10 protein-coding genes are annotated in these 23,545 nt (G+C 63.7%); 6 read left to right on the plus strand and 4 right to left on the minus strand.

Translation table 11 applies throughout. The features are described 5' to 3' along the window. Positions 1 to 271 precede the first annotated feature (271 nt). The 6 genes from K1X11_RS15270 (at position 272) to K1X11_RS15295 (ending at position 15,319) form a co-directional block, all read left to right on the plus strand. Complete coding sequence (locus K1X11_RS15270; RefSeq protein WP_324726001.1) at positions 272 to 9,748, plus strand: Ig-like domain-containing protein; 9,477 nt, start codon at positions 272 to 274, stop codon at positions 9,746 to 9,748. A gap of 38 nt (positions 9,749 to 9,786) precedes the next feature. Beyond that, positions 9,787 to 10,215, plus strand: coding sequence for a hypothetical protein (locus tag K1X11_RS15275; protein WP_221031680.1), 429 nt, complete (start codon positions 9,787 to 9,789; stop codon positions 10,213 to 10,215). A gap of 116 nt (positions 10,216 to 10,331) precedes the next feature. Continuing rightward, a complete protein-coding gene (gene miaB / locus K1X11_RS15280; protein ID WP_221031681.1) occupies positions 10,332 to 11,699 on the plus strand; it encodes a tRNA (N6-isopentenyl adenosine(37)-C2)-methylthiotransferase MiaB in 1,368 nt (455 codons plus the stop codon). A gap of 85 nt (positions 11,700 to 11,784) precedes the next feature. Beyond that, positions 11,785 to 12,342, plus strand: a complete 558-nt coding sequence (locus tag K1X11_RS15285; protein WP_221031682.1) for a hypothetical protein — start codon at positions 11,785 to 11,787, stop codon at positions 12,340 to 12,342. A gap of 25 nt (positions 12,343 to 12,367) precedes the next feature. Then, complete coding sequence (locus tag K1X11_RS15290) at positions 12,368 to 12,997, plus strand: guanylate kinase (RefSeq protein ID WP_221031683.1); 630 nt, start codon at positions 12,368 to 12,370, stop codon at positions 12,995 to 12,997. 186 nt (positions 12,998 to 13,183) lie between these two features. After that, positions 13,184 to 15,319 (plus strand): recombinase, encoded by a 2,136-nt coding sequence (locus tag K1X11_RS15295; protein ID WP_225919507.1) that lies wholly within the window; start codon positions 13,184 to 13,186, stop codon positions 15,317 to 15,319. A 59-nt stretch (positions 15,320 to 15,378) separates the two neighbouring features. Here K1X11_RS15295 and K1X11_RS15300 read toward each other — a convergent pair whose 3' ends face one another. From K1X11_RS15300 to K1X11_RS15315, 4 genes are all read right to left on the minus strand, one after another. After that, complete coding sequence (locus K1X11_RS15300) at positions 15,379 to 17,313, minus strand: ATP-binding response regulator (protein WP_221031684.1); 1,935 nt, start codon at positions 17,311 to 17,313, stop codon at positions 15,379 to 15,381. 51 nt (positions 17,314 to 17,364) lie between these two features. Then, positions 17,365 to 21,327: a PAS domain S-box protein gene (locus K1X11_RS15305; RefSeq protein ID WP_221031685.1), complete on the minus strand. Its 3,963-nt coding sequence runs from the start codon at positions 21,325 to 21,327 to the stop codon at positions 17,365 to 17,367. Between the two features lie 269 nt (positions 21,328 to 21,596). After that, complete coding sequence (locus tag K1X11_RS15310; RefSeq protein ID WP_221031686.1) at positions 21,597 to 22,511, minus strand: hypothetical protein; 915 nt, start codon at positions 22,509 to 22,511, stop codon at positions 21,597 to 21,599. Between the two features lie 4 nt (positions 22,512 to 22,515). Continuing rightward, a complete protein-coding gene (locus K1X11_RS15315; RefSeq protein ID WP_221031687.1) occupies positions 22,516 to 23,520 on the minus strand; it encodes a hypothetical protein in 1,005 nt (334 codons plus the stop codon). Positions 23,521 to 23,545: the final 25 nt, after the last annotated feature.

Genomic DNA, 23,545 nt, shown 5'->3' on the forward strand with positions numbered 1-23,545 from the left:
TGGCTGGGTTTACTTTTTATTTGCCAGCTATTTGCGCAATTTTGCCTATCCCTGATCGGGTGGGGGCACTGGGCCCGATAAGGCTTATTGGTGGTAAGAATTAACCTTATTTTTAATTCTGGACGATTTTTGCATAGCGATAGCGTCAGGCAACCGGTTCATCTAGAGGATGCTCCTGTCGTCGACTCCCCGCCTGGAAGGCAGTGCATTGGCACGGCCCGACTTCCCCCCATCGCTTCGCTCTTGGGCGAGATCAATCAAGAAATGGACCATGGTTGCCGGTGTGATGCTGGGAGCCGCGGTGGCGGGAGCCACTGACAACTGGGCTCCGGAGGGATGGTTCAATTCTCCTCTTTTCACCCAGAACGTCATCGCCGATCGCGTGACCGAAGGGCCGGACGGCAAGCTCTACGCCTCGTTCTACAATGGCGGCGCGATCGACGGTGTGAGGGACCGCGGGCAGTATGGCGCGATCATCCGTCTGCATGGTGACGGGTCGTTGGACGACTCGTTCAACATGGGGCCGCTCCTCACCGACGCATGGGCGATCGCGTTCCAATCTGACGGTCGACTCGTGGTGGGCGGCATTTCTGGCGATGAGACCTACCAGACGGGTCTGCCGCAGTATCGGGTTTATCGCCTGAACTACGATGGCAGTTGGGACTACAGCTTCCAGTCCCCGGTTTTCCGCGGCATTCCGCGCTTCATTGCCGTCGATCCAGTTGACGACTCGCTCATCGTGGTGCCCTCCAGCGGGGATAGTGGCAATGGAGGGATCCCGACGCTGGCCCGGTTGAACGCCGACGGTTCTTTGGATGGCAATTGGAATGAGCCCGATTTGGCGGGTGGCTTTATTTTCGCTCCGCCGGTCATCGACGGGAACGGGAAGATTTTGATCGGTGGGGTGTTCGACAACGTCAACGGAGCGACGCGTCACGGCGTGGCGCGGCTCAATGCCAACGGCACCTTGGATTCGAGTTTCGTGCCCTCGGGCTATAATCCGGATTGGGCACCACACCAGATCCGCGGCCTCGCGGTGCAGACGCAGGGAAACAACGCCGGTAAGGTAATCGTGGCTGGCGGCACGATTCTCGTTCCCGGCTCTGATGACGCTGCGGCCAATCGTCCGCTCATCCGCCTCAACTCGAACGGATCGCTCGACACCACGTTCAGCCTGACGACCCAGGGCGACGCCGGCATGTATGCGCGCCCGCGCTTGGTGGAGGTCCTGCCCGACGACAGTATCGTGATAGTGGGTGGTGGCGTGGCGCGGTTCAGCGCCGATGGCGTGCAGTTTCCGGCGCCGGTCAACGATCCGGGGGAATCCGGAACTTACTCCCGGCCGACTTTTTCCACCGAGTTCTTCTGGATGGAAGCGCTCTCCGACGGCAGTGTGATCGTGCCGCCGCAACAGGGGGCTTGGATCAATGGCGAGTATGCCCCGACGTTTGTGAAGTTTGATCCGACCGGTGTGGTCGACGGTAACTTCAACGCTCCGCAGTTCACGCGCACCGTTTATCCCAGTGGTGTGCACGGATACGGGGAGGGCGATGGTCGTTTCCTCGTTTGGGGTAATTTTGATACGGTGAACGGCGAGCCCCGGCCGGGTATCGTTCGATTCTTTAACAACGGTAGCATCGATTATTCGTTCAGCACCGACTTCGCTTACCCGCCCTCCTACGTCAGTAGCGCGCATGTCGCCGATGACGGCGATATCCTGGTCACGATCTTCGATCCGTTTGGCGGCGGGTCCCAGATCACTCGCCTGACCGACAGTGGTTCGGTCGACACGGGCTTTGCGATCGACGAGTCCCTTGCCGGCCAGCTGGGCGACGTGAGTTTGAATCCGCTCTCCGATGGTTCGATTCTGCTGGTGGGGGTGAACGCCCAGCGACTCTACGACGGCAACCTGCTCATCGCGAAACTGACGGATACAGGAGCCATTGACACCAACTTCAACGGAGCAGCGCTGTTGGACGTCGGCGCGGTTTTCCGCGATGGCGACGATGTGATCCAGGCAATGACCTTGGGTTATCTCAATTTCATGGCTGAGGACGCCAATGGTCGGCTCATCTTCAGCAAGTCGGTCGGACCCTATGTCGAGAATCAGACCTCGATGGATATCACGTTGGTGCGCACGAGCAGCACCGGTGTCGTCGAGGCTCCCCAAACGTTCTCCGCGCCAACGATCAACTGGCTTACCAATGGCGTGACGTTCCCGTCGATCTACCAAACGACCACCGAGAACTACCGGCAGGTTGCCACGACCTACGTCGGTTCCCCTTTCCAGAAGGTGGTGGCGCAACCTGACAACAAGATCATCGTGGGCGGCCTCTTCGAGGAGATCGCCGGTGAAGCCCGCTCGGGCATCGCCCGGCTCAATGCCGACGGCAGCTTCGACTACGGGTTTAATACGGGCAGTGGCGTTGCCTTCGACGCGGCGCCCAATCGGCTCGCGCAGATCACCGATATCATGGTGGCGGGTAATGAGCGCATCTGGCTGACGGGTTACTTCGATTCCTTCTCCGGTGAACCTGCGCCGGGTGTGGTGCAACTTGAGTCCGACGGCAGCCGCGTGGCGAACTTCAACGCCTTCATCGAAATGCTGCCTTACACGGGAAGCGACATGACGATCACGCCGACCGAGGGCGGCTGGGCGATGTTGCTCGGAGGCACCTACCGCACGCAGAACGAATGGTATCCGGTGGCTTTCCACCGCATGCTGCAGCTGCCGCTGGTCAACATCTACGCCCAGCCGCAGAACATCTCTATTCCCTACGGTTACTCCGGCGCGTTGCGCGTCGGTTACGACAACCCGCAGGCCGAGGTGAGCATTCAGTGGTATCGTAACGACGAGCCCATCCAAGGCGCCAACGACGCTGAGTTGAACTTGTTTGGGCAGAATGACACTGCCGGTTATTACTACGCGGTCTTCACCGCACCCAACGGCGAGACCCAGCAGACCAACATGGTCGAGGTGCGTCTCTCCGGCGCGGGCGCGTTCTGGCGGCGCGACTACGGCTTCAACGCGCCCCAACTCACGTCCGACCGTCTCGCCGGCCGGGTGACGTCCGATGGCAACGGCGGCTATTACGGCACTTGGGTGAATGGCAACTACCTCTCCGGCGCCGATGGTGTCGTCACCGGTCCGGTGGTGCACATCAACGCCGATGGCACGGTCGACGGCTCCTTCAACACGGGTGCGGCCCTCAACGATGCCTGGGCGGTTCAGCCGCTGCCGGACGGCGGTGTGTTGGTCGGCGGCGTGGCCTCGGAAGAGAGTGGCATCAGTGGCCAGGCGCTGCCGCGGGTCTTCAAGTTCGACGCTTTCGGCAACCTGGATCCCAACTACCAGTCTCCCGTCCTGGGTGGCCTGCCGCGTTTCATGACGCTGCAGCCGGATGGGAAGTTGATCGTTGTGCCGACCGGCAACAACGGCAGCAACGGCGGCCCGCAGTGGATCGCCCGTCTTAACACCGACGGCTCGCTGGATGAGAGTTTTCACCAAGTCTGGTTGAACGGCGTCATCTTCGCTCCGCCGGTCGTGGATCCCGTCAGCGGCAAGATCTACATCGGCGGCAGCTTCTGGACGGTCGACAACCAATACCGACCGGCGGTCGCTCGCCTCAACGCGGACGGCTCCCTCGATACGGAGTGGTATCCGTCCGGCATCAATCCCAACGACAACGCGCCCTACCAGGTGCGCGGCCTCGCCTTGCAGACCCAGGGCGACAATGCCGGCAAACTGCTTGTCGCGGGCAACCCGCTCTATGTGCCCGACGGGAACGAAGGCACCTTCGACGCGGCGGTCGTGCGACTGAACCTCAACGGTTCGCTCGACACGTCCTTCACTCACGTCAGCCAAGGCGACGCCGGTATGAGCCCGCGCGCGCGTTTGCTGCATCTGCACGCCAACGACGACTTCAGCATCGTCGGTCAGTCGGTCACCCGCTTTGACGCCGACGGTGCACTGCACAGCACCTTCCAAGCGCCCTCCTTCAGCGGCGAGGCCTACTGGTTCGCCGTCGATACCAACGGCAAGATCGTGGTGCCGACCGAATGGGGCACGTTGCTCGAGACGGCGGAGAACACGCCCGATGTGAGTGGCTGGGTCCGCTTCAACAGCGATGGCACCTGGGACACCGATTTCCACGTGGCCCGGTTTGAATTGGCGACCTTCCCCAACCGCTTCGCCATCATGGAGGATGACGGAATCCTCACTTGGGGAGGCTTCTCCAAAGCAGGTGACACGTATTGGCCCGGCATCGTGCGGATCGATTCCGACGGCCGCGTCGATACCAACTTCAATCCCTCGTCCCTCCAGTGGCCGGTCGGAGTCGTCTTCGCCGAAGTGACCCCCGGTAACCAAATCCTCGCCACCACGACCGACCAGGTCACTGGCGAGCGCGGCTTGGTGCGCTTGGACAGCGACGGCACGCTCGACGAGACCTTTGCGGTCGACAGCGAGATCGGCAGCATGACGGGCGTTGAGACCAAGGTGCTCTCCAGTGGGAAGATCCTCGCCTGGGCGGCAGATGCCCAACGGGTGATCGACGATGAGACCGGCTTCACCCGTTTGCTCTCCACCGGAGCGATCGATGACACGTTCACTGGCACTCCGACCCTGCCGGCTCTCGGTGCCGTTTACCGCAACGAGGATGGCTCCATTCGCAATCTCAGTATTGGTAACTTCCGCATCCTCACGGTCGATGCCGACGGCAACTTCTACGCCCGCACGACCATCGATGGTTACGGGGAGTGGACGGGCGGGATGCTCCACACCATTCAGCGTTTCAGCGCCGAGGGCGTTCTGGATACCAACTACAACGCGCCGGGCATCTGGTGGGGCACCTTCGAGAGCTATCCGACAGTGACCGATGCGCAGACCAACGGTGGAGTCGCCGACCAGGTGCGGGCCGATGTGGCCTACACCCCCTTCAATGGGGCGGTCGCACTGGACGATGGTTCGGTCATCGTTTTCGGCCGCTTCACCTGGTATGGCGACCAGTATTCCCCGGGCATCGTCCGTCTGACCAATACCGGTGCGGTCGATTCCGACTTCTCCGCCAGGGTAGGCTCGGGCGCGTCGTTCCTCGCGGCCCCCAACCGCAACGGCAACATCACGGCGGTCACGCCGGCCGGCAACGGTCAGTTCTGGGTCGCCGGCTTCTTCGATAGCTTTAACGGCCACGCGCTGCCGGGCATCGCGTTGCTCAACAACGACGGCAGCTTGGACACGAGCTTCGCGACCGACATCGAATTCCAAGCCTACTTCGCGACGGCGATGGGCGTGGGCGTCGATTCCCAGGACCGATTGGTTCTCGCCGGCTCCTATCAGACCTACGCCGGCGTCAACATCCAACCGTTCCAGCGCTTGGTGAAGACCATCGGCTTTGTGAACGGAGAGCTGCCCTACAACATCACTTACGCTGGCAATGAGACCATCGAACTTGATGCCTCGGTGGCTGGTATGGTTAACCCGGTCTTCGTCTGGAGAAAGGACGGCATCATTCTGCCCGGAGAGACCGGACCGATTCTCACCCTGGAGAACGCAGGGCCTGATGACGCCGGCTTCTATGCTGTTGAGGTCGAGGACGACAACGGACGCTTCGCCGGGAGCACCTCCACGCTCATGATGGCGGGCGCCTTCGCCGGATCGGGTCCGATCTATGGTATCGGCGATCTACCGGGCGGTGCTTTCTATTCACAGGTGCGTGATGCCACGCTGGTCGACGGCGTCATCCATGCGGTCGGCACCTCGGTGCGTCGCGGCAATGAGGGTAGCGCCGGTGACACGGGGGTTTACTGGCGCTCGGACAGCGGCCTCTACCTCTTGCCGGAAATTGAGCCCGACTCCCAAGGTTTTGGCTTTGTTACGGCCAGTGCCATCACGCCCACCGCCTCCCACATCGCCAATCGCACTCGCGTGGCGCTCGACAACACTCGGGCGGCATCGCGCGTTACCGTGGATGGCTTCGGCGTCGAACGCCTGCCGGATCCGACCAACTTCGGCAGTTACAGCGCGGCCACGACGATCTCCGCCGACGGCAACCAGTTGGGCGGTTTCTACTGGGTCGACACCGGAGGCTACCATGCCTTCCTCACCGACCTGAGCACCGATCCCGTTTCGGTCACCGAAATCGTGCCGACGCTACCCGACTACGAATGGGCCTTCGTGGCTGGTGGTCGTGGTATGTCGGCCGACGGCACCGTCGTGGTGGGCGACCTCGAGGACATCGAATCGGAGTATAACACCCTGCGTGGTTACCGCTACGATGTGGGTGCCGGTATGACGGTGCTGCCGACCTTGGAAACCGGCTTCTGGGCCTCCGCGATGGCGGTTTCGGCCGATGGTGTTCACACGCTGCTGCGCGGTGACTCCTCCGATTTCCCTGCTGGTGAGCTCTTCGTGCACAACAGCTCCGACGGTAGCGTGACCACCTTGGGCGCACCCCGCCCGGACGTGTATCCGCTCAACATCGCCGGGACGACGGACGACTTCAGTGTGATCGTTTGCTCCTTCTACGACGTGGATACCCATGAAGGCGGCACCTACATCCACAATTACAACGGTTGGTTCTCCCTCCAGGAGGCGCTGGCCGGAATGGATGCGGGCTTGGATGGCTGGAGCTTTGACGATGGCCTCGGCGTGTCGCGCGACGGTCGTCTGATTTATGGTTCTGGCAGCCGATACGGCCAGCAGCAGGGTTTCGTGATCGAGTTCCCGGCCGGTTATCTGGCCGACTTCGAACCGGCTCCGATGCTCGATGGTCCCAGCGACGACATCATCGTCGGCGCTTGGGTGGCGGGCACCTCTGATCATACCTTCACCGTGATCTTCGACCGTGATGGTTCCTACGTGCACATCGGCCTCGGTATCAACCTCGGTGAGGCCAATGGTTACGAGCGTGGTCACTACGGCTGGGATAAAGAGTCCGGCCTGTTTACGGTGACCACCGTCGCCGACTTTAATGGTGACCAAGGACTCGACGGCATCAACTTCCGCAGTGACCTCACCCTCAGTGTTTCGGGTGACCAGCTCACGCTCACCATTCCAAATGACGAGGTGGTGACGCTCAATCGCGTGACCCATCCCACTCACACGATGGTGGGCGCTTGGTCGCTCAACGACTTCAGCGAACAGGAGAACGGCGGTGCCTACGTCGTTCTGTTGGCCGATGGCACCTACTTCCACGCCGAAGAAGGTGAGCAGGACGCGGATGGTCAGAGCGGCATCGAGCATGGCTCCTGGACCTGGGAAGACATGACGAGCCGGTTCACCGCCTTCGACATTGATGCCGACACCAACGGCCAGTGGGGACTCTCCCACCCGCAAGGCGTTACCTACGCCGGGGTCTGGGACTACAGGTGGACCCTCCTCTACTCCGACGATGGAGGTAGCGCTTCGCTCCGCCGCGTCGCACCGCAACCGGTCGACATCGAAGCCCATCCGATGGGTGGCGATTACACCGAGGGCGACGAGATCACGCTCAGCGTCGGCGTCGTCGGCGAAGGTCCCTTCACCTACCAATGGCGCCATGAGGGCCAGGAAATCCCGGGGGCGACTGGCAGCACCTTGGTCCTTAGCGGTCTCGGTTTCGAAGACGCCGGTTACTACGACGTCGCTGTCACGGGTCCGGATGGTCTGAGCCTCTCCGACGGGGCTTGGATCAACGTGTTTGAAGCCCCGCCCCCCGGCCGGGTGCTGTTGAACTACTCGGCCCGCATCGAGCTCGATCAATGGGAGACGGCCAGTGTGCCGTTCCGCATCGAAGGCAGCGGTGACAAGGAGCTGCTCATCCGCGTCGTCGGACCGGCGTTGGGTGCCCTCGGCATTCCTAATGTCATGGCCGATCCCAGCCTGCTCGTCGTGGACGAACTCGGCTTCGATGTCACCGGCAACGATGACTGGGATTCGACCGGAGGCGTTTTGGCTGCAGCGGCCAGCTCCGTCGGCGCGCTCTCGTTGGCCGACGGTTCGGCCGATGCCGCGGTGATCGCGCTCCTGCCGCCCGGCAGCTACACGCTGCAGGTGGCCGGTGCCGATGCCGGCCAAGTGATTGCGGAACTCTACGACCTCGACGGGTCGGCCTCGACTTCCCGCTTGGTCTATATCGGTGCCCTGGCCCCCAGCACCACTGGTGGCCAACTCAACATTGGGTTTACGACGGCCGATGTCGGTTCCGCCGAACTGTTGGTGCGCGCGATCGGTCCCAGCCTCGGCCTGGCCGGAGCGATTTCCGATCCCAGCCTCACCGTGCTCGCTGGTGGCACCACCCTTGCCAGCAACGACAACTGGGGTGGCACCACGGAGCTGATGACGGCGTTCTCGGATGCCGTGGCTCCCATGTTGGACCCGAGCTCGGCGGATGCCGCGGTCGTGACCGACTTCAATGGCAATTCCGTTTATTCGCTGACCATGAACGGTAACGAGTCCGGCCTGACCCTCACCGAGGTCTACGACACCTATCGGCGTGAGCCGATCGTCTCGCCGGTGCTCCTGCACGCGCCGCAGTCGCTCACGGTGTCGGGCGGATTCACGGCTCGTTTTGAGCCGGTCGTGGCCAGCTCGTCCACCGTGGCCTACCAATGGTTCAAGAACGGTGCGGAACTCACGGGCGCAACGAGCCGAATGCTGGAGATCGCTGATGTGCAGTCGGACGACGCGGGCACCTACGTCCTGCGTCTCACCAACGCCAACGGCACGGTCGACAGCGCCCCCGCGACGCTCACCGTGCTCAGCGGTCCGGACATCACCAGCCAGCCCAGTGGCACCACGATCAGCTCCGGCACCACGGCGACCCTCGCGGTCACCGCGACCTCCGAGGCAGGCGATGCCACCTACCAATGGTATGCGGGCACGAGTGGCGACACCACGGCTCCGATCAGCGGGGCCACGGCGGCGACCTACACGACGCCAGCGCTCGACGCCTCGGCTGATTATTGGGTGCGCGTGACCGATTCCTTCGGCTCCGTCGATTCCGTCACCGCGACGGTGGTGGTGGAAACCGCCTCGGACATTTATGCCACGCATGCGGTGGTCGGCGCGGGTTACCGTGCTGGAGGCACCGTTACGATCGAGACGACGTTCTACTACACGGGAGCGGCCGTCACGGTAGGTTGGTCGGTGGATCTGCCCGCCGGTTGGAGCTTTGCTTCCACCAACGATCCGGGTTTCGCGTGGGTTCCGCCAGAGGAAGGTGATACCGGTAACATTAGCTTCGCGTTCACTCGGGTTCCGGTCAGCCCGGTCACCTTCAGCTACACGCTGAATGTGCCGGCGGGACAAACGGGTTCGGTGGAGCTTACGTCGACCGTGCTCTTCCGCGATGGCGTTAACCCCGAGCAACCTTTCACCGTGACGCCGAGTCCTTTGGTGATCACGGAAGCCCCGGCCTACCATTCGGGTGACAGCGATCAGGATGGCTTCTTCAGTCTGTCCGAATTGCTGCGCGTTATCGAGCTCTACAACACCCGCAATGGCACCACTCGCACGGGCCATTATAAGGTGCAGAGCGGGACGGAGGATGGCTTCGCGTCGAATCCGGACCTCGCCGACAGTGAGTCTGGCAACCTTACGGTGTTCCACAGTGGCGATAGTGATCAGGATGGTAAAATCAGCCTGTCTGAATTGTTGCGCGTGATTGAGCTCTACAACTACCGCCAAGGCACCACCCGCACCGGGCAGTATCATCCGGCCACCGGCACCGAGGACGGTTACGCCCCGGGCCCGGAGCCGACCTCCTGAACTCGCCGTGATCCGCGACTGACAACCCAAATCAGCCCATGAAACAACATCGATCCCTCCTCGCTTCGCTCCTGCTGTTCTTCGTGAGTGCGGCGCTGCTTCGCGCCGAATCCGTGGTGGCCACGCCGGACGTGGATGCCCTCTCGCCCGCCGGCGGTGAAGTTGAATTGACCGTGATCGTCGACTACGGCTCCCCGCCCACCGCGATGGGTTTGCAGGTCAACCTACCCAAAGGCTGGAGCTTCGGCGGTCTCACCGCCGGTCCGACGCCACCGCAGATCGTTCCTCCGGCCGGCACCACCGATAAAGTGGAACTGGCCTGGACCAGCGCGCCGGCGGGCGGAGCGGAGTTTAAGCTCAAACTCGCCTACCCGGCGGGTGCCGGCGGCACTTCGCTCACTGGTCATGCCGAGCTGCGCCGTGACGGCAAGAAGCTCGAACTGAAGCTGCACGTTCCGCTCGGCTAAGGTCCCACGGCCCTCGTCGGCCTGCGTAAGCCCCGCCGCGCCCGTTGCTTGGGCGCGAGCGGGGCTTTCCCGTTTGACCCGGCGGCGTCGCCCTCTAGGCAAAGCCGCTCCCGCGTATGAACCGCGTCTACATCAAAACCTACGGCTGCCAGATGAACGAGCGCGACAGTGAGGCTGTCGCGGCGATGCTGCGCGGCCGGGGTTATCGCATCGTGGACGCCGAGGATCAGTGCGACATCATGCTGCTCAACACCTGCAGCGTGCGTGACGCCGCCGAGCAAAAGGCCCTCGGCAAAGCGTCCTATGTCTCGCACCGGAAAAAGAAGAATCCCGACTTCGTTTTGGGCATTCTTGGCTGCATGGCCCAGAACCGCGGCGCGGCCATTCTCGAGCAGTTGCCCGATGTCGACCTCATCGTCGGCACGCAGAAGTTTCACCAGGTCCCCGATTACCTCGACAACCTGCGCGCCGCCCGCGAGGCCGGGGTGCTGGTCGGTTCGTCCATCGTCGACATTGAGGAGGAGGCCGGTTCGCAGAATACCATCCGCGAGCATTTCGAGCCGGAAGGGGAGCAGAAGGTCAGCGCCTTTGTTTCGATTCAGCAGGGCTGCAACATGTCCTGCCACTTCTGCATCGTGCCGAAAACCCGCGGCGACGAACGCTCCCGGCCGATGGAGGACATCGTGGCCGAGTGCCGTCAGCTCGCCGCCCGCGGCATCAAGGAGATCACGCTCCTCGGCCAGATCGTCACCAGCTACGGCCGCCGCGACTACACCCACACCAACGGCATTTCGCCCTTCGTGCAGCTCATCGAAAAGGTGCACGAGATCGAGGGCATTGAACGCATCCGTTTCACCTCGCCGCACCCGCGCGGTTTTAAACAGGACCTGGTCGAGGCCTATGGTCGCCTGCCCAAGCTCATGCCCTACGTGCACCTGCCGATGCAGAGCGGCAGCGACACGATCCTGCGGGCGATGAACCGCCCGTATTCGGCCGCCCGTTACAAGGAGATCGTCGACGCCCTGCGCGCCGTGACGCCCGACATGTATTTCTCGACCGACGTCATCGTCGGTTTCCCCGGCGAGACCGAGGAGGATTTCCAGCAGACCAAGGAGCTCTTCCGCGCCTGCAATTTCGACATGGCCTACATCTTCAAATACTCCATCCGCACCGGCACCGTGGCGGAAGAGTTGGAGGATCAACTGCCCGACGAAGTGAAGGAACGCCGCAACCAGGAGCTGCTCGATGTCCTGCGCGAGAACTCCCTGCGCCGCAACCAGTCGCTGGTCGGCAGCACACAGGCGGTCCTGATCGAGGGGCCGGACAAAACCGGCGAACACTTCACCGGGCGCACCCCGGGCAACCGCGTGGTCATCGTCGATGCCGACCCACGCTTGGTGGGCGAGGTGGTGCAGGTCAAAATCCACCGCGCCACCATCAGCACCCTTTACGGCGATCTGGTGCTGGAGGGAGTGGAAAGCTGATGTCGCGCCCACAGGAAACCGCGACACCGGCCAAAAATCTCTTCGCGCTCCTTCGCGTTATTCGCGGTTAATCAACCTCTCCGCCATGTCACTCACGCTCGCCACTCTCATCACCGGTCTCCTGCTGCTCGCGCTGGGCGTGGCTTTCATCGTGCCGTCGCCGGTGGTGGTGTCGTCGATCAAACGCTTCCCGCGTTCCCGTTCGCTGGCCTTCATCCTCTTCGGACTGGGCGCGATCTGGTTCCTCTACCGCGTTTGGCACCTGTCGGAGGCCGACTTCGGGCAGTTCCGCAAACAACTCTTTGTGTTCTTCGCGCTGGTCGCGGTCGGCGCCTTCATCTGGGTGCCGGACTTCCTCGCGGTGCGCGGGGTCTGCGTGCTGGTCCTGCTCGGTGCCACCAACCTGTTGGAACCGAGTTACATGAATTGGAACTACGGTGAACTCACCGATGGCGGGCGCATCTATCTCTACAAGGTCGCCGTGTTTGTGGCCGCCGGTCTGGCCGTCTACCTCGGCGCGTCTCCCTTCCGCGCCCGCGATTTTCTCAACTGGCTCTATCGTAAACCTGGCCGCGCCAAATTGGTGGGTGGTCTGATCGCGGCCTACGGCCTCGCCGTCACGACGGTCGCGTTCACTTACTGAGCCCCTTTTCGACTGTCTCCGTTTCATGGCTGCCGACTCCGCCGCTCCTTCTTCGTCGATTGATAACACGCCCGTGTTGCTGGTGCTCGCGGGCCCGGCCGGTTCCGGCAAGACCACGCTTTGTGAACGCATGGTGGCCGAAGTCCCGGGTTTCTCCCGCGTGGTGACCACCACGACCCGCGAGCCGCGCCCTGGTGAGGTGAACGGCGTGCACTATCACTTCTTCACCGCCGAAGAGTTTGACCAGCACCTTGCCGAGAATGCTTTCCTCGAGTGGGCCTGGGTGCACCGCAAGAACCGCTACGGCACCCTCGCGTCCTCCGTGCTCGATCCACTGGCGGCCGGTCACAGCCTCATCATCAATGTCGATGTGCAGGGCGTGGACAACTTCCGGCGCGCCGCTGCGGCCAATCCGCTGCTCGCCCGCCACATGGGCACGGTCTACATCGACGTGCCGATTCCCGAGCTGCGAGAGCGCCTCGAAGGCCGCGGCGAATCGACCGAAGAGATCGATCGCCGCATGATCACCGCCGAGCGCGAACAACAGGAGCGGGAAAAGTTCGATTACGTGATCACCAGCGCTTCCAAAGAAGCAGATTTTGTCGCCTTGCAGGCCATCTGGAAGCAGCTGCAGACTCGTGTGCAAGAGGGCTGAGGGCCACGCCCTTTTCCGCGCCAGCGCAGGTCCAAAAACACCCGCCGCAAAATTTGCGCAGTAATCGGGTTTGCATTCCCGAACCCCAATATGTTGGGGTGATCTTTGCCGCTCGACACAACCTGTGGGAGCCAGCGGCGCCTCTTACCCCGCCACCTTCAGCGTTAACTGTGGAGTTTTGTGTATATGAATCTTGATCCGTCTCTGTCCTCGTCTGTCTCCGAATCCGTCCCTTCTGCCGCCGCGTCGAGTCCTCGTCCGGTGCGTCATGATGCGAATGGGTTGGAAGACTACATCGCGGTGTCCCGTTACGCCCGTTACGACGAACAGAAACGCCGACGCGAGACGTGGGAAGAGGCGGTGGAGCGCGTGCAAAACATGCACCTGAGCCACTACGCCGATCGTTCGCTCCTCGAGGAGGCGGCGACGGCCCTGCGGCGGGGTGAGGTGGATGCGCGCGCGATGGCCAAGCTGGGTTCGCTCGGCTCGCTGCACGACGCGATCCGCGATGCTTTTGGAGCGGTGGCCGGCAAGCGGGTGCTGCCGTCGATGCGCAGCCTGCAGTTTGGCGGCGATGCGATCCTCAACAAGCACACCCGCATCTACAATTGTGCCTTCATGCACATCGACCGGCTGGAGTCCTTCAAGGAGAGCCTCTACCTCCTGCTCTGCGGGTGTGGCGTCGGCTTCTCGGTGCAACAGCAGCACGTGTCCCGCCTCCCGGCTCTGGCGCCGTTGCCGGCGGCCGATGCTCCGATGACCACCTGGGTCGTGGGTGACACCATCGAAGGCTGGGCCGATGCGCTGCACGAGCTCATGTGCTCGGCCGTGGAAGGTCGTCGTGTCCAGTTTGACTACTCCGACATTCGCCCGGCGGGCGCACCGCTGCGCACGTCCGGAGGCAAGGCCCCGGGCCCCGAGCCGCTCATGTATGCGCTCAAGAAGATCGAGACCGTGCTGCATGGCGCTGCCGGTCGCCAGCTCAAGTCGATCGAGGCCTACGACTGCCTCATGTGGGGCGCCAAGGCCGTGCTCTCCGGCGGTATCCGCCGTTCCGCTACGATCTGCCTTTTCTCCGTCGACGACGAGGACATGCGCAATGCCAAGACCGGCAACTGGTTTGAGAAGAACCCGCAACGCTCGGCTTCCAACAACTCCGCGGTGATCGTGCGTTCCGAGGCGACTCGCGAGCAGTTCGATATGCTCTTCGAGGCGCAGAAGCAGTTTGGCGAACCGGGCTTCTATTTCGTCGAAGATGCCGACCACGGCGCCAACCCCTGCGTGGAAATCGGTCTCAATCCGAAGCTTACGGTCACGCCCGACGTCGCCGACCGCCTCCGCGAACTCGGCCACGAGGGTGAGCTCAACGAGGGCGACGTGCTCTCCGGGGTGCAGTTCTGCAACCTCACCACACTGTCCTCCGCCGCCGCTGATTCCCCGGCCAAGTTCTACGAGCTGTGCGCGCAGGCCGCCCTCATCGGCACCCTGCAGGCCGGCTACACCGACTTCCAATACCTCTCGCCGGTTTCCCGCCTCATCACCGAGCGCGAGGCGCTGCTCGGCGTGTCCATCTGCGGCGTGCTTGATCGCCCGGACGTGTTGCTCGACGCCAATGTCCTGCGCCAGGGCGCCGAGGTCGTCAAAGCGGTCAACCTCATCGTCGCTCGCGCGCTCGGTATTCACCCGGCCGCCCGCACCACCTGCGTGAAGCCCGAGGGCACCGCCAGCCTCCTGCTCGGCACCTCCAGCGGCGTGCACCCGCACCACTCACTGCGCTACTTCCGCCGCGTGCAGTCCAACACCCTCTGCCCGGTCTTCCAGCACTTCAAGAAGCACAACCCCCACATGGTGGAGCAGAGTGTTTACGACCCGCACGGCCGCACCGAAGTCATCACCTTCCCGGTCGAAGGGCCGGAGTTTGGCATCTATCGCGAGGATCTCGATGCGCTCACCCACCTCGACTACATCCGCCACGTGCAGACCAACTGGGTGCAGGCGGGCCGTCGTCACGAGAAGCACTCCAAGGGCCTGCATCACAACGTCTCCTGCACCGTCACGGTGAAGCCGGACGAGTGGGACGCCGTCGCCAACATGATCTGGGACAACCGCGATTCCTTCACCGGTGTCGCCCTGCTCCAGGACTGCGGCGACAAGGCCTACGCCCAAGCCCCGCGCGAAGCGGTGAGCACCGCCGCCGACGTCGATCGTTGGAACCGCCTCCAGTATCGCGAAGTGCGCTACACCGACCTCTGCGAGGACGAGGACATCACCGAGCTCAAGCAGGTCATCGCCTGCGCCGGTGGCGCCTGCGAACTCGCCTGATCAGACGAATCCGACCAACGCTTTTGCGGGCCACCACGGTGGCCCGCTTTTTTTTGGTCTTAGCGTAAGCTCTCGCGCAGTGCGCGAGCGAGTTCGGCGCGTTCAAACGGCTTCTGCAGGAAAGTGGTGTAGTCGTCGGTTTCGAGGATGGAGCTGATCGATTCCTGGCTGAAGCCGCTGACAAAAACCACGGGAAGCTCGGGATACTCCGGGCGGATACGGCTCAGCAGTTCGACACCGGTGATGTCGGGCATCGTAAGGTCGAGGAAGATCACACTCAGGTCGGGAGTGGCTTTGATGATGGCGAGGGCCTCGTCGGCTTTGGCCGTGTCGTGGCACTGCAGGCCCAGTTTCTCCAGATGTCGCCGCAACACGAGCCGCACACTGTCTTCGTCGTCGATGATGAGGGCTTGACGACCGGCGGGCGCCACCCAATCGGCCGACCAAGCGGAGGGAGGGGGCGGGGCTTCGCGGACTTTGGAGGCCGGCAGGTAGATGTCGAAACGCGTGCCCACGCCATCGGCCGAGATGACGTTCAGGCCACCGTCATGCAGGCGCAGGACGTTGAAGACGATGGCCAGCCCAAGCCCACGCCCGGTGAATTTGGTGGAGAAGAACGGGTCGAAAATACGGTCGAGCGTCGCACTGGCGATGCCGCAGCCCTCGTCCTCGATGCTGACGCACACCCAACCCTCCGGTGGCTTCAATCCGGTGGGAGGGGCGAGCCGGAGATTGTCGGGCAGGGTGGGCACGGCGCGGCTGGTTATTTCGAGGTTGCCGGCCTTGCCCTCCATGGCTTCGAGGCCATTGAGGACGAGATTGGTAAGGAGTTGTTGGATACGCCCGGCGTGGCCGTCGATCGGGGGCAGGTGCGGGTCGAGGTCCAGCTTCACGTGGATGCCCGCCGGCAGGGAGGGGGGCAGGAGCTTGGCGCTTTGCTCGAGGATGGGGGTGATGTTGATCGGGCGCCGCTCGAAGCCACCGCTTTCGGCGTAGGAGAGCATCTGTTCGCAGAGGTGGGCGGCCCGTCGGCCGGCATCTTTGATCTGGGCCAAATAATCCTTTTCGCGGGCGGGCACGGCGTCGCAATCGGCGATCATCTCGGCGTGGCCCATCATGATCGCGAGCAGGTTATTGAAGTCGTGAGCGATGCCGGCGGCGAGCACCCCCAGGCTCTCGAGGCGCTGGGCTTCCTGCATGCGGCGTTCGCCCATTTGCCGCAGTTGCTCGAGCTCCCATTTTTCGGTGGCATCGCGAAAGATGATGATGGCCCCAGTGACCTTGCCCTCGTCGTTGCGGATGGGCGCCACCGAGTCGTCCACCCGGCGGAGCTCTCCGTCGCGATTCTCAATGGTGTAGTTTTCGTCGAAGTGGAGCAACTCTCCGTCCTCGAGCACGGGTGCGAGCGCGTCTTCCACCAGTTTCTTGTTGGCCCGGAGTTTAAACACCTCGTGGTAGGGGCGGCCGATGGCGGCTTGGCGGGTCCAGCCGGTGACGGCTTCGGCCACTGGGTTGAGGAAGGTGACCCGGCGGTCCAGGTCGACCGTGATGACACCGTCGCCGATGCTGTGCAGGGTGGTGCGCAGCCAGCGTTCCATCTTGCGCAACTGGGAATCGGCGTCGTGGCGGTAGGTGGCAGTCTCGATGGCAGCGCGCAGTTCCTGGTCTTCGAAGGGTTTGACGAGGTAGCCGTAGGGGCTGGTGCGTTTGGCGCGGTCGAGGGTGGCCTGGTCGCTGTGGGCGGTGAGGAAGATGATGGGAATGTCGTGCAGCTGGCGGATGCTGGCGGCGGTGCTGATGCCGTCCTCGCTTCCGGCCAAATGGATATCCATCATGATGAGGTCAGGTTTGCTCTCCTGCACGACGCGGCGGGCGTCTTCGGCGTTGTCGACGGTTTCGATGACCTTGTAGGACTGGCGTTCGAGGGATTCGCGCAGATCTTCAGCTAGAATGGCTTCGTCTTCGACAACGAGGATGCGGATGGGGGCGTTCATGAGGAGGATCGAAAATGGAGTGGGCGGCGGCGTTGGTGCTGCAGGCGTGATTTACACGGACGACACACGTTTGATGGGAGAGGTGGGTTCGTCGGGATGGTCCAGACTCCAGCTGAGCGTAAAGCTGGGGGCGGACCCGGCTGCCGGGAGTTGCAGGTTTACGCGGGCTTGTTTGCTGAGCAGACGAATGAGACGGAAGCCGAGGGTTTTACTGGTTTCGGGATCGAAGCTTGCCGGCAGGGGCGGTCCGTCGTTGCTGAAGTGGAGCGCCGCGCCATCGGCTGGGGAGCGAGTCAGGCGCAGGGTGATGCCCAGCGCAGCCCCGTCCTGACGGCCGTATTTGCAGGCATTGGTCAGGATCTCGTTGGCGATGAGGCCGAGAGGCACCACGGTGTCGGGCGGAAGGGCGATGGGCTCCAGATCCAAGTGGAGGTGGATGGGCCGTTCCGGAGCGGTGAAGGTGCGCACGAGGCTCTGGGCGAGCTGGCGCAGGTAGGTGTCGAGCTCGATGCGGGCCAGGTCGGTGTGGGCGTAGAGCATCTCGTGCACCATGGCCATGGTCTGGATGCGGCGCTGGCTTTCGCGGAAGGGTTCCAGCACGGCTTCGTCGTGAATCTGGTTGGCCTGCAGGTTGAGCAGGCTCTTCACCAGCTGCAGGTTGTTCTTCACGCGGTGGTGGATTTCGCGCAGCAGGACCTCTTTTTCAGCGAGGGAGTCGGTGATACGGTCGAGGTTTTTTTTGCGTTCGGTGATGTCCTCGCAGACGCCCACATAGCCGGTCACCGAGCCCTGGCGATGCAGGGCGGAGGCGGTGGCGTGCACCCAGCGCTGGCTGCCATCGGGGTGCTGGAAACGGAACTCCAGATCGATCTCGGGGCGCAGGATGTCGGCATCCTGCCAAGGGGCCAAAAACGCGTCCCGATCCTCGGGGTGCACGTGATCGCTCCAGCCCAGGCCCTGGGCCTGCTCGGCGTCGAGGGCAGCCATGGTTTGCCATGCGTGATTGGTGTAGACGCAGAGGCCCTGGGGGTCGGTCTCGAAGATGCCGACGGGCAGGGTCTGCGCGAGGGTGCGAAAGCGTTCTTCGCTGGCGGTGAGGGCGAGTCGGGAGCGTTTGGCGGTGTCGATGTCCTGCAGGGTGCCGAAGAGGCGCACGGCTTTGCCGGCCGCAAACTCCGCCTGGCCGACGGCGCGCACCCAACGTTCGCGTCCTGTGGCGGTGATGATGCGCGCTTCGATGTCCCAGGGCGCCCCGGTTTGGGTGGCGTGTTCCACGGCTTCGGTGAGGTGGGCGCGGTCTTCGGGGTGGTAGTAGGCGATGGCCTCCTCGACCTGCACCTCGGTGGTGCCGGGCAGCTCATGCAGTGCGTAGGTTTGTTCGGTCCAGAGCAATTGGTGCTTGGCGATATGGTATTCCCAGCCGCCGATCTCGGCGATGGTCTGGGTGGTGCGGAGCAGTTCGTTGGTTTTGTGGTGTTCGGTGATGTCGAGGTCGCCGCCGACGTAGCCGACCACCTCGCCGTCTCGTTCCACTGCCGTGCCGGTGGAGTGCACCCAGCGGATCTGTCCGTCGGGTCGAACCCAGCGGAATTCATAGACGAAGATGCTGCGCTTTTTTACGGCTTCGAGCCAGGCGGCCAGCATGGGTTCGAGGTCATCAGGATGGACGGCGTCGCGGTAGCCGTGACCCAGTGCCTGCTCAAAACTGAGTCCGGTGATTTCCTGCCACGCGTCGTTGACGTAGTGGCACTCGCCGGCGGAATCCACTTCCCACAGGCCGACGGGCAGGGTGGTGGCAAGCATGCGGTAGCGGGACTCCTCGGCGGCGAGGGCGAGTTGGGTGCGCTTGGAGTCATCGATGTCCTGAAGGAGCCCGCGGATACGGTGCACGCCCCGGTGATCCCGCTCGGGGCGACCGGCGAGGCGCACCCAGCGGCCGGCGGACTTGGGGGCGGATGCGCGTTTAAGTTGGAGCTCGATGTCGAAGTCACGCTGGTCGTCCAGAGCTGTTTGCAGGGCGCGGGCGAGGCGGGCGATGCCTGGCGGGTCGAAGAGGTTAAAGAACTGTTCCCAGGTGAGGCTGTGGGTGGAGGCGAGGGTGGAGATCTGAGTGGTTTCGGCGGCGAGGTGAAACTGCTGGCGAGCGACGTCGTAGTCCCAACTACCCATGCGGGCGAGCCGTTGGGTCTGGTTGAGTTGTTCGAGGTATTGGCGCCGGGGGGTGATGTTGGTGCGGATTGCGATGAAGCTCTCGGGTTTACCCTTGGGCCCGAGCATGGGCACGATGGTGGTATCGACCCAGTAGAGTTCGCCGTCTTTGGTGCGGTTGCAGATCTCGCCGTGCCAGATTTCGCCGTGACTGATGGTCTTCCAGAGGGTCTTGAAGAAGGCCGGGTCGTGTGTCCCGGAATTCAGCAGTCGGTGGTTCTGGCCGATGAGCTCCTCGCGGCGATAGCCGGAGATGCGGCAGAGCATGGCGTTGACCTCGGTGATGGTGCCGCGGCGGTCGGTGATGGCTACGATGGCGTGCTCGTCGAGCGCACGATTGAGCGACTCGAGGCGGGCGAGGGATTGCGCCAGTCGCTTTTGGGCGAGGTGGAGTTCGGAGTTGTCGGTGGCTACGCCGAGGTAGCTGGTGGCCACGCCTTTTTCGTCCCGGATAGCGGTGACTGATAGCAGGACCGGCACACGGGTGCCGTCCTTGCGCAGGTAAGTCCACTCGTGAGTGTTGGGCAGGCCGAGGTCGGCCTTGGCTACGAAGGTCGGAAAACCAACCTGAACGGCAGCGCCGAGTTCGAGGGAAAATTGTTGGGCGCGGGCGGCGACTTCGGCGGGGTCGTGAAAGGCGGCCGGGGTGAGCTTTCCGATCATCTCTTTGCGGGTATAGCCCAGCAGGCGTTCCGCTGCCGGGTTGAAGATGGTGATCGTGCCTGAGAGGTCGGCGGCGATGATCGCGGCGCCGGCATGGTTGAGAACCGCTTCGTGCAGGCGGGAGGCGGCGGTGAGTTTGTCGGTGGCGGCTTGAGCGGCGGCGCTCTTGTGGCGGTAGTTGGCGCTCAGGGTGGCTATGACGACGAACAGCAGCACGTCGATCACGACGCCAGTGGCCGCGATGAGGGCGGGTTGCAGGGTCGTGGTGGCCGTCTCGAAGCGGGCGTTGGTGGAGAATTCGAGGGTCCAGGGCTGGCCGGAAATGTTGATGGTGCGTTGCTCGCGGTAGGAGGCGTCGGTCAGCGCTCCGGCTTCCAAGGAGGCCGCAGCGGCCGTGTCGTGCAGAAAGTTGGCTTCGCCGACGGCCGTTCCGTCGTAGACGCGCACGTCGACCTCGCGGCGGGTGTGGTCGAGGATGCCCTCCATGAGGTTGCGCAGGCGGAAGGGGGCATACACGTAACCGCGGAGAGCGGCGCGCCGCTGGGTGACGTTGGCTGTGGGCATGCCCTCGGTGTAGAGCGGCAGGTAGGTGAGCACGCCGGGTTGCACATCGGTCTCGGTCTCCTGCAGGAGGATGACCTTGCTGGTCATCGCCGGGAGCCCGGTGTCGCGTGCGCGCTCCATGGCGGCCCGGCGCACCGGGTGCGAGAACATGTCGTAGCCGAAGGCGCGGCGGTTTCGGCGGTCGAAGGGTTCGAGAAATTCGATCGAGGTGTAGATCTCGCGCGGCCCCACCGGGCTGATGGCGAAGTCGGGAAAGCCTTCGTCGCGCAGCCGTTGCTCAAAGGCCGGCACGTCCTGCGGGGCCACCTGGCGGGCGAAGCCGATGCCTTGGATACCGGGGAAATAGTCCTCCACGCGGAGTGTCGCTACATAGTCGCGCCACTCCGCCCGGGTGACCTCGCCGGACGCGTTGAAAAGGCCCACCCCGCCGCGCAAGACCTGCTCGTATTCGAGCATGCGCTTCTCAATGAGATCCGCGGCTTCGTTGGCCGAGAAGGCGAAACGCTCTTCAGCGCGACGCTCAGCATAGCCGTTGGACACCCGCCACCCCACATAGGTCACAACGAGAGATGTGCACAAAATGACCCAAGCGGTCGTAGGATGGTGGAGAATCCGGCGCAGCACGGCGGCGAGGTAACAGAGCGAAAGAGTGGGAAGCTTGGTCCGGCAAATGCAAGTGGCTTGCCCGCTCTGGAGGCAAGGGACCGTAATTCGCTATCGGTGTAAAGCTTGCGGGCTTGAGCGGGAAACTCCGGCGCGCGCACACGGCGGCGCCGGGCGTGCCGCTGGCGCCGCCGTGCGCGGGTAGACTGTGGCGGTGGAGCGGGGGGCGGCCGTTAGCGCCGGGCTCAGCTGGTCGGCTCGGGGCCGGGGGCGAAGCCGTCGACGGTCGCGGCGTCGCGGTGGTATTCGCCCGTGCGGGTGGTGCCGTCGCGGGTGTTGTAGAGCTCGATCACCCGCAGCAGTTCCGACAACGATACCTGCGCGTCACGATCGTAGTCGGCCGAGTGGTAGCTGCTCAGACTGGCGGGCGCATCCAGGACGGTGGTCGGATCGGGGGCAAAGCCGTCGGTCGTGCCGGCGTCGACCAGGTAGCGGCCGGTGCGGGTGGTGCCGTTGCGGGTGTTGTAGAGCTCGATGACGCGCAGGAGCTCAGAGAGGTCGATCTGGTTGTTCTGATCGTAGTCGGCGCTGTGGAAACCGAGCGCGGTGGTCGCATCGACGGCGCTCAGCTCGTCGAGACGCAGGGAAACGGCGGCGGTGCCATCGAGTTGGCCGCCGGAAAGGCGCACGATTTCGACCGCGGCGGGGTCGAAGCTCGGGTCGGCCGTCCAAGCCACCACGGCGGGCAGGCTGGTGACGGCGATGGCGGCGTAGGCGGAGTTGCCAGCGGTGTCGAACAGGCGGAGCTCGACGGAGGTCGCGGCATTGTCGGGCAGCGTGCTGGCTTGGAGGGAGAGGGCGTTGTAGGCGCTCAGATCCAAGGGCGCGGACGAAAAGTGGAGCTCGAGGAACGAGTCGGCGTCGTTGAGGACGCCGGTGCCGGTGATGTCGTAGGTGCCGCTGCCTTGGGCAAAGCTGCTGGCCGGGGCGGTCGTGCCCGTGATCGAGCCGCTCGCCTCCCAGGTGCCGGCGAAGTAGGCGTCGCTGGCGCTCAGGTCATCGAAGGACTCCAGGGTGGATTGAGCGGAGAGCGCGGTGGCGGCGATCAGCCAGGCACCACCGCAGAGAAGCGAAGAGAGGGAGCGTTGCCGGTGTTGCATGGCGTCAGAGGGAATAGGGGAGCGGAAGGACCAACGGCGTGGAGCCGGTGACGCCGCTGCGCTTGATGATGCGAATGGGAGTGCCGGCCGGAATCACGACCGCACCGCGGTTGGTGGTCGCGCCGGGAGCGCGGACCCATTGGCTGCCGTCGTGGTAGTAGTTGACCCAGGAGGCGCCGGTGGCGACGGCGAGCAGATCGGCCTGATCGACGTCGGAATTGCTGGCCCAGCCCGCGAGGTGCGTCTGCAGCGCCAGACCATCGAGCGTCACATCGAGCGGGAAGCCGGTGTGAGTGAAGGTGGTGCCGAGGTCGGCCACCGGGATGTTGGTGGCGGTGACGGGCGCGGCACCGGCGAGGGTCAGGGTGAAGGCGTCGGCCTTGCGCACCACTGCGATCATGCCGTTGGGCGGGAGGCGCGTGGCGCCAGCATCGTCGGTCGCGCCGGTGGTGAGCTGCCATTGGCCGGCCGTGGTGTTGTAGTAGTAACTCAGGCGGGTTTGTTCGCCGAGCGCGATGACGTCGGCGGCCTCAGGGCTCTCGCCGCCGAGGAAGGTGTCGCTACCGAAGAGCGAATCGAGGGTGTCGACGGGCAGGAGTTGAAAGTGGTCTCCGTCGCTCACGCCGAGGGTGGCGAGGTCGCGGCCGGCAACCGTCAAGGTGTCGGCGGTGTTGGCGGTGACCTGCAGGCGGGCACCGGCGCCCGCGCCGTCGATGATCAGCACGTCGTAAGGGAAAGCGGGCACGGCCAGCGCATCGGCCGTCCATCCGGCTCCGCTCACGGTGAGGGTCGTCGCGCCCACGGTGGTAATCGCGCCGCGTTGCAGTCCGGCAGCCACCGGTCGGTCGACCAAGGTGAGCGCCAAGGGGGTCGTCACGGGAGCGGCGGACGTGCCGCCATCAATGGTGAGCACTTCAACGCCGAGGGGCGGAGTGTAAGCGACCTCGGCGGTTGCCGTGAGGGCACCAGCCACGGCCATGGCCAGGAATTTGGAGTAAGGCAGGTTCATGGTAGGCGTGGGGACCGTCAGTAAG

The organism is Actomonas aquatica (genome assembly GCF_019679435.2).
GTDB classification, from domain to species: Bacteria; Verrucomicrobiota; Verrucomicrobiia; order Opitutales; family Opitutaceae; genus Actomonas; species Actomonas aquatica.